Source organism: Chitinophaga sp. (assembly GCF_035564935.1).
Taxonomy (GTDB): Bacteria; Bacteroidota; Bacteroidia; order Chitinophagales; family Chitinophagaceae; genus Chitinophaga.
On the sequence record NZ_DATMTE010000375.1, the window covers coordinates 1 to 7,889 of the forward strand.

Here is a 7,889-nt window from a genome sequence, read left to right on the forward strand (position 1 = left end):
ATGGGTGATAGGCAGCGGTTACAACACATTGCAGAGGCAATAAAAGAAATTGAAAGCTATACCGCTGATAAAACCCTTTCGGATTTTTTTGAAAATTCTATGATCTCAATTTGCCTCTGTAAAGCAAATTGAGATCATAGGGGAAGCTGCGAACCTGCTTACAAAAGAATTACGGGACCTTTATACAGATGTTGCATGGCGACAGATCATTGGACTCAGACATATTCTAGTGCATGAATACTTTGGAATAGATACCGAAGTGATCTGGCAAATTGTTGAGAATGATATTCCTGTTTTGAAGGAAAGAATAGCACATATTTTAGAGAACCTGGAAGAATAAAAATACTAATAAGTTGTTAAGTGAGATATTTGCCGCCAGGCAGAATCTCACTTTTTTTATTGAATTATCCCCTGCCAACACTTTCATTTTTGAAAAGTACCCTACCATTTCTGCATGGTTATCCCAGTACCTCTCCTCTCCCCATCTCCCTGAAATATTATCTAACACACTGGTTATTACTTAATTAAAAAATAAAAGAACCTCCGTGCCAATGCTGGCACTCCGCTGGCATTACCCCGTTTGTATCAAAACAATTGATCCAAATGCTACCAGATTCAAAAATCTCTCAACTGATAGGTTTACAGATTCCGGGCTTAACATTTCCCGCAGAACAACAAAAAGGAACCATCAGTAAAGTGATCCACACTTTTGCCGATTATACAGGCCGGATGATCAGGAGCGAACAGCTTCATGAGGTGAAACGTTGTTTTAACGTGGCGGCTGTACTGTATCACAATGGGAGCAACGCCCTGCGCAACGCCATCGAAAGCGCGTTTATGTACACGCTTTCCCCTCTCCTCTGCGGAAAACATAAGGAACTACTTCCTTTATCACTGAAAAATGTAAGGATTCAACATTTACAAACTATAGCTATTTAAAACATTTTTTATGATGACTATTCTCCTGGTACTGGCGGGATTGGCCTGCTTCGCTGTATTCTTCAAATCAGTTGACTATTTCGAAAAGATCTAAACACGGTTATTTTATGAACGCATTATTTATTCTGTCACTTTTCGTTTTCGGCTACATGATCTATGTATTGCTGAAGCCTGAAAAATTCTGACTGGAGATATCACTCCCACGCCTATACGCGAAGCTTATTTAACTGACTATAAAAATGACAACAGAAATCTTAGGCGTAATTGCCACCTACGGCATCACGCTGCTACTTGCCTGGCCCCTGTCGAGGTACATTGTAAAGGTATTCAGGGGCGACCGGACCTGGTCCGATTTTATGTCGCCGCTGGAACGCCTCTTCTTTAAAATTTCCGGTATCAATCCTGCTGAGGAAATGAACTGGAAGCAACACATGAAGGCCTTACTCACCATCAACCTTGTATGGTTTGTATACGCCTTTTTTGCGCTGTTTTTCCAGGATAAACTGCCGCTGAACCCAGATGGAAATCCCGGGCAGTCGGCTGATCTGGCGTTTAACACCGCCATCAGTTTTATGGTGAACTGTAACCTGCAGCACTACTCCGGTGAAACGGGCGTTACTTATTTCACACAATTATTTGTACTTGCCTTCCTGCAGTTTGTGAGCGCCGCCACCGGTATCGCTGCACTGGTAGTGGTTTTAAAAGCCATGAAAGAAAAAACCACTACTAAATTGGGGAACTTCTGGGATATTTTCCTGAAAACGATTACCCGTATCCTCTTACCAATAAGTATTGTGATTGCGCTGATCTTTGTTTTCAATGGCATGCCTGCCAGTTATGCCGGTAAGGAAGCCATTGTAACTATGCAGGGCGATACGGTGAATGTTTCGCATGGCCCGGTAGCGGGCTTTGTAGCCATCAAACACCTCGGAACCAATGGTGGCGGATGGTTTGGCGCTAACTCGGCCCATCCGCTGGAAAACCCCAACTATGTTACCTGGATGACGGAAATGGTAGCGCAGGTGCTTATTCCCATCGCCATGGTATTTGTTCTGGGCATGTTTATACAGCGAAGAAAATTTGCGATGGTCATCTTCGGGATTATGACCATTGGGATGATATGCCTGCTGATCCCTTCCATGCAACAGGAAATGGCTGGTAACCCTGCCATAGCCCACATGGGCATCCAACAGGCCACCGGGGCAATGGAAGGTAAAGAGGTGCGGTTTGGTGCTGCAGCTACAGGATACTGGAGCACGGTAACTACTATTATTTCCACCGGTTCTGTATGCGGCTGGCACGATAGTACCATGCCCATGACCGGCATGATGCAATTGCTGGGTATGATGCTGAACTGCTTCTATGGCGGTTGTGGCGTGGGTATCCTCAACTACTACATCTTTATTATTATCACCGTGTTTATATCGGGGCTCATGGTAGGCCGTACGCCTGAATTTATGGGCCATAAGCTGGAAGCGCGGGAAGTAAAGATAGCTGCCATTATTACGCTGCTGTCGCCATTCCTGATACTGGCAGGTACTGCTCTATCATCGTGGGTATTATCGCATCATCCGGATGCCAACTGGGCGGTGAAGCCATCGGCCTGGTTAAATAACCCCGGTTATCACGGTTTTTCTGAAATGCTGTATGAGTATACTTCTGCCAATGCCAATAATGGTTCTGGTTTTGAAGGTTTGGGAGATGGAAACGTTTTCTGGAATGTATCTACCGGCTTTGTGCTGATCCTGGGCAGGTTCCTGCCTATTATCGGGCCGGTGGCTATTGCCGGGCTGATGGCTTCCAAGAAATATATACCTGAATCTGCCGGTACGCTGAAAACAGATTCACTCACTTTTGGGGCGATGACCTTTGCGGTGATCATTATCCTCACTGCCTTGTCTTATTTCCCGGCACTGGCACTGGGTCCGATCGCTGAGTATTTTTCCCTGTAATTTTTTAATGACTGACTACCATGAAGCATGATAATAAATTGTTTCCGAAAGAACTGGTGATGGAAAGCCTGAAGCAGTGTTTCGTAAAACTGAACCCGAAATTAATGATCAAAAACCCGGTGATGTTCACCGTGGAAATAGGCACTGCCGTAATGTTGATAGTAGCGCTGTACGCGATGTTTACCGGCAATAAGGAACAAGGCAGCGCAGTATATAACGCGGCAATATTTGTGATACTGTTCCTTACCGTGTTATTCGCCAACTTCGCGGAAGCCATTGCAGAAGCGCGTGGTAAAGCGCAGGCGGAAAGCCTGCGTAAAACAAGGGAAGAAACGCCTGCAAAAAAGGTGGAACTGGTGGGGGAGATCTTCACTAATGAAATAAAAATTGTTTCTTCCTCTTCCCTGCGTAAAGGCGACATCTTTGTATGCGACCCGGGCGACATTATTCCTGCCGACGGGGAAATAGTACAGGGGTTAGCCAGCATCGACGAATCGGCCATCACCGGTGAAAGTGCGCCGGTGATCCGGGAAGCCGGCGGCGATAAATCCAGTGTGGTAGGCGGTACCAAAGTATTGTCCGACCATATTAAAGTAAGGGTAAGCACCGAACCCGGGGAATCTTTCCTTGATAAAATGATTGCCCTCGTAGAAGGCGCCAGCAGGCAGAAAACGCCTAATGAAATCGCATTAACGATCCTGCTGGCCAGCTTTACCCTGGTGTTTATTATTGTATGCGTAACGCTGAAACCATTTGCCGACTATGCGCAAACGCCTATCACCATTGCCGCCTTTATCTCGTTGTTTGTATGTCTCATTCCTACTACTATCGGTGGTTTATTATCTGCCATCGGTATTGCAGGAATGGACCGTGCCCTGCGTGCCAATGTGATCACCAAATCAGGGAAAGCCGTGGAAACTGCCGGCGATATAGATGTGCTGCTACTGGATAAAACCGGTACCATCACCATCGGCAACCGTAAGGCCACTAATTTTTATGCTACCAATGGCACTTCCACTGCAGAATTTATCCGCCTCTGCGCACTCAGCTCATTGTCCGATGAAACGCCGGAAGGCAAATCCATCGTGGAGCTGGCGGGCAAGGAAGTGGTTAGTACATTATCTGTAAGCGGCGCCAGCCTGGTGAAATTCACCGCAGAAACACGCAGCAGCGGTATAGACCTGCCCGATGGCAGCCGTATCCGCAAAGGCGCTTATGATGCCATCCGCCGGCTGGCTGAAAAAGAAGGATTTACTTTTCCCGCAGAAACACTGGCTAAAGTAGAATCTATTTCAAAAGACGGTGGTACACCGCTGGTAGTGGCGCTCAACAGCAAGGTACAAGGTGTTATAGAACTGCAGGATATCATTAAACCGGGTATCAGCGAACGTTTCGACCGCCTGCGTAAAATGGGTGTGAAAACGGTGATGGTAACCGGCGATAACCCGCTTACTGCCAGATATATTGCCACCAAAGCCGGTGTGGACGACTTCATCGCGGAAGCCAAACCGGAAGATAAAATGAGTTATATCCGTAAGGAACAAAATGAAGGCCGTCTTGTAGCCATGATGGGCGACGGTACCAACGATGCTCCTGCCCTGGCCCAGGCCGATGTAGGCGTGGCCATGAACAGCGGTACACAGGCGGCCAAGGAAGCGGGTAACATGGTGGACCTGGATAACGATCCTACCAAGCTGATTGAAATTGTGGAAATCGGTAAGCAGTTGCTGATGACGCGTGGTACGCTTACCACCTTCTCTATCGCCAACGATGTGGCAAAATATTTCGCTATCGTTCCTGCGTTGTTTGTGGCGTCTATACCGGCATTGCAGGGCATCAATATCATGAAACTGCACAGCCCTGAAACGGCTATCCTGAGCGCGGTGATATTCAACGCTATCATTATCCCGATGCTGATCCCGCTGGCTTTACGCGGGGTGGCTTACAAGCCTATCGGCGCCAGTGCATTGCTTCGCCGCAACCTGCTGATCTATGGCGTTGGCGGTATCATTGCGCCTTTCATCGGTATCAAACTGATTGATATGCTGATAGCGCTTTTCATGTAATTATAAACTGATAAAATTTAAAGAGATGAAAAAATATCTTTGGCCTTCCGTAAAACTCACCTTATTACTCGTGGTATTACTGGGGGGATTATACCCGCTGTTCATTGCCGGTGTGGCCAAAATGGCTCCCGGCGCCGGCGATGGCATCAAGGTAACGCATAACGGAAGAGTGGTGGGTTATGAAAATATAGCACAGAAATTCAGTGACGATAAATATTTCCAGCCACGTCCTTCTACAGTGGATTATAACGCCGCCGGTTCCGGTGGTTCCAATAAAGCAGCCGGCAACCCGGATTACCTGAAAACAGTGCAGGAAAGGATTGACTCTTTCATGGTGCACAACCCCGATATTAAAAAAGAGAACATTCCTGCGGAACTGGTTACCGCCTCTGCCAGCGGGTTAGACCCACACCTCACTCCTGCAGCGGCCTATGTGCAGGTACCGCGCGTAGCTAAGCTAAGAGGTATCCCTGCCGGTAAGCTGCAGCAACTGATCGATGCCAATACCAGGGGGCCTTTAATGGGGCTGTTTGGTTTATCTACTGTTAACGTATTAAAATTAAACATAGCGCTCGATGATATGAAGTAGGGCGCAGTCCTTTTATTCCTTTAACCTGTGAATGTCTTGTGAAAAACCTCTTGCCTGGTAATCTGCGGCAGCAGGTTACCAGTGATTCAACTCACACGAACCTATATATTTAAGATGAAGAAAATTTTATTACTGGCCGGGGCCCTGGCAGCTGGCATTACTATGTTTGCCCAGGATGCTCCGCCACAGGAAAAAGAGAAAGGAAAAGTAACCTTTTCCGGCTATGCCGAAGCGTATTACAGCTATGACCTGAATAACCCGGATAACCATACAAAGCCCGGGTTCCTGTACAACTATAACCGTCATAATGAATTAAACCTTAACCTGGCGATGGTGAAAGCCGCCTATACATCAAACAGGGTCCGGGCTAACGTAGCACTGATGGCAGGCACTTATCCGCAATACAACCTGGCCGCAGAACCTACCCTCATGCAATATGTATACGAAGCCAATGCAGGTATCCGTGTTGGTAAAAATGTTTGGATTGATGCGGGGGTAATGCCGGCGCATATCGGTTTTGAAAGCGCTGTAGGGAAAGATTGCCCTACTCTTACCCGCAGCATCCTGGCGGAAAATTCACCGTATTACGAAACCGGCGCTAAAGTAACGTGGACGCCCAACGACAAATGGTCGTTTGCCGCCATGTACCTGAACGGATGGCAAAGGATCAAAAAAGTGGAGGGCAACCAAACCCCTTCTTTTGGTACACAGATCACCTTTAAGCCAACGGCAAAAATATTGCTCAACTGGAGCACTTATATCGGTAATGATCTCCCCGACAGTATACGCCAGATGCGCTACTTTAATAATGTTTATGGTACCTTTAGTATAACAGATAAATTCAGCCTCATTGCAGGATTCGACTACGGACTGCAGCAAAAGGCCAAAGGATCACCGGACTTCAACAGCTGGTATAGTCCTGTTGTAATTGCCAGGTATGCATTTACAGATAAATTTACAATGGCAGGTCGCGTGGAACACTACAACGATCAGAACGGTGTTATTATCAGTACCGGTACACCGGACGGCTTTCAAACTACCGGTTACTCGCTTAACCTTGATTTTACGCCGGTAAATAACGTGATGTTCCGGTTGGAAGGCAGAACATTCGACGGAAAGGATAAAACATTCATGAAAGGAACAACGCTGAAAAATACCAATACTGCTATCACGGCTTCATTGGCAGTATGGTTCTAATAAAATAATAATGACAGAAGAAGAACACTCCGTACAACAGTTTCTTAACCTGGCTAATCGTGCCGGCAGGGGGAAGTTCAAGATCTATATCGGTATGAGCGCCGGTGTAGGTAAAACCTACCGCATGTTGCAGGAAGCGCATACCATGTTAAGAAACGGGGTGAATATCCAGATCGGCTACATCGAAACCCATGGGCGTGCGGAAACGCATGCCCTGCTGGATGGCCTGCCACAGATACCCCGCAGGCAGGTATTCTATAAAGGGAAAATGCTGGAAGAAATGGATCTTTCTACCATCCTGCTCCTGGCGCCCGATTGGGTAGTGGTAGATGAACTGGCCCACAGCAATATTCCCGGCTCCAAAAATGAAAAACGCTGGCAGGATGTGGTAGACCTGTTGAATGCAGGGATCAATGTTATTTCTGCGGTAAACATCCAGCATATTGAAAGCATTAACCAGGAAGTAAAATCCATCACCGGTGTGGAAGTACAGGAGCGTGTTCCCGACCTGGTACTGCAAATGGCCGATGAAGTAGTGAACATCGACCTCACCGCCGGTGAACTGATCACCCGCCTGAAAGAAGGAAAGATCTATGACCGTTCCAAAGTAGAGAATGCCCTGAGTAATTTTTTCCAGGAAGATAAGATCCTGCAGTTGCGGGAGCTGGCACTGAAAGAAGTAACCACACAGGTGGAAAGAAAAGTGGAGATACAGATTCCGCGTAACCTGCAGATGCGCCACGAAAGCTTCCTGGCCTGTATTTCCACCAACGATGAAGTGGCCCGGAAAGTGATCCGTAAAACGGCGCGGTTGGCAGCTTATTATCACGCCGACTGGTTTGTATTATACGTGCAAACCCCTGGCGAGAGCGCCGATAAAATAGCACTGGCTGCCCAACGCCATCTTATTAATAACCTGAAACTCGCTACAGAACTCGGTGCAGAGGTAATCCGGGAGCATAACGCCAAAGTATCGGAAGCTATTATTAACATTGCATTACAGAAACGGGTCACCACTATTTGTATGGGGAAACCACATATCAGTCTTTTCCGTATCATTTTGCGGACCAACCTGTTTAACCAATTGTTGAAAACGCTTTCTTCCAACGATATCGATATTATTATATTATCATGAGTACGTTCAGA

The 7,889-nt window shown here is 46.9% G+C and carries 6 protein-coding genes and 1 pseudogene; all 7 read left to right on the plus strand.

Going from position 1 to position 7,889, the window contains the following annotated elements; genetic code table 11:
* Positions 1–118 precede the first annotated feature (118 nt).
* Positions 119–340, plus strand: a pseudogene (locus VN105_RS29785) (DUF86 domain-containing protein); the annotation flags it as partial.
* Between the two features lie 263 nt (positions 341–603).
* Complete coding sequence (locus tag VN105_RS09910; RefSeq protein ID WP_325640352.1) at positions 604–939, plus strand: DUF7674 family protein; 336 nt, start codon at positions 604–606, stop codon at positions 937–939.
* Between the two features lie 239 nt (positions 940–1,178).
* Positions 1,179–2,891, plus strand: a complete 1,713-nt coding sequence (gene kdpA / locus VN105_RS09915; RefSeq protein WP_325640354.1) for a potassium-transporting ATPase subunit KdpA — start codon at positions 1,179–1,181, stop codon at positions 2,889–2,891.
* 20 nt (positions 2,892–2,911) lie between these two features.
* Positions 2,912–4,957: a potassium-transporting ATPase subunit KdpB gene (gene kdpB / locus VN105_RS09920; RefSeq protein ID WP_325640356.1), complete on the plus strand. Its 2,046-nt coding sequence runs from the start codon at positions 2,912–2,914 to the stop codon at positions 4,955–4,957.
* A 25-nt stretch (positions 4,958–4,982) separates the two neighbouring features.
* Positions 4,983–5,546, plus strand: coding sequence for a potassium-transporting ATPase subunit KdpC (kdpC, locus tag VN105_RS09925; RefSeq protein WP_325640358.1), 564 nt, complete (start codon positions 4,983–4,985; stop codon positions 5,544–5,546).
* A 114-nt stretch (positions 5,547–5,660) separates the two neighbouring features.
* A complete protein-coding gene (locus VN105_RS09930; RefSeq protein ID WP_325640360.1) occupies positions 5,661–6,743 on the plus strand; it encodes a porin in 1,083 nt (360 codons plus the stop codon).
* A 10-nt stretch (positions 6,744–6,753) separates the two neighbouring features.
* The gene (locus VN105_RS09935; RefSeq protein WP_325640361.1) at positions 6,754–7,878 is read left to right on the plus strand and encodes a sensor protein KdpD; all 1,125 of its coding nucleotides are present in this window, start codon (positions 6,754–6,756) and stop codon (positions 7,876–7,878) included.
* Positions 7,879–7,889: the final 11 nt, after the last annotated feature.

What these genes read in the sequence shown, in the direction of transcription:
- VN105_RS09935 (WP_325640361.1), top strand. Translation starts at nt 6,754, where the DNA reads ATGACAGAAGAAGAACACTCCGTACAACAGTTTCTTAACCTGGCTAAT.
- kdpA (WP_325640354.1), top strand. Translation starts at nt 1,179, where the DNA reads ATGACAACAGAAATCTTAGGCGTAATTGCCACCTACGGCATCACGCTG.
- kdpB (WP_325640356.1), top strand. Translation starts at nt 2,912, where the DNA reads ATGAAGCATGATAATAAATTGTTTCCGAAAGAACTGGTGATGGAAAGC.
- VN105_RS09930 (WP_325640360.1), top strand. Translation starts at nt 5,661, where the DNA reads ATGAAGAAAATTTTATTACTGGCCGGGGCCCTGGCAGCTGGCATTACT.
- kdpC (WP_325640358.1), top strand. Translation starts at nt 4,983, where the DNA reads ATGAAAAAATATCTTTGGCCTTCCGTAAAACTCACCTTATTACTCGTG.
- VN105_RS09910 (WP_325640352.1), top strand. Translation starts at nt 604, where the DNA reads ATGCTACCAGATTCAAAAATCTCTCAACTGATAGGTTTACAGATTCCG.